1 protein-coding gene is annotated in these 262 nt (G+C 60.3%); it reads right to left on the bottom strand.

From position 1 onward, the window contains the following. Positions 1 to 262 (bottom strand): histidine kinase dimerization/phospho-acceptor domain-containing protein (locus SB764_RS41610; RefSeq protein ID WP_410866979.1); only part of this gene is annotated, 262 nt, incomplete at both ends.

The following is a 262-nucleotide window of genomic DNA, read 5'->3' as shown; positions in this document are numbered from 1 at the left end:
CGAGTCCATGGGGATCATCAAGGATGAGCTCAACATAGCCCAGGATGGATGTCAGGGGAGTGCGGAACTCATGGGAGACGTTGGCAACAAAATCGTCCTTCGCCGCCAGTGCGTTGACCAGGTCCGTGACGTCGCTGAAGACCACCACCGAACCTGCGAACTTGCCGCCGTCGTCCGTCATGGGCCGGGCACTCGCGGTGAAGGCGCGCTGGTCTTTGGCTGTGCCAATCCAGATCAGCTGATCTGTGAAGCGTTCCCCGAG

Source organism: Paraburkholderia sp. SIMBA_027 (genome assembly GCF_046535315.1).
GTDB lineage: Bacteria > Pseudomonadota > Gammaproteobacteria > Burkholderiales > Burkholderiaceae > Paraburkholderia > Paraburkholderia tropica.
The sequence above is the reverse complement of the archived record's forward strand: the minus strand, read 5'-3'. Positions and strand labels throughout refer to the sequence as shown.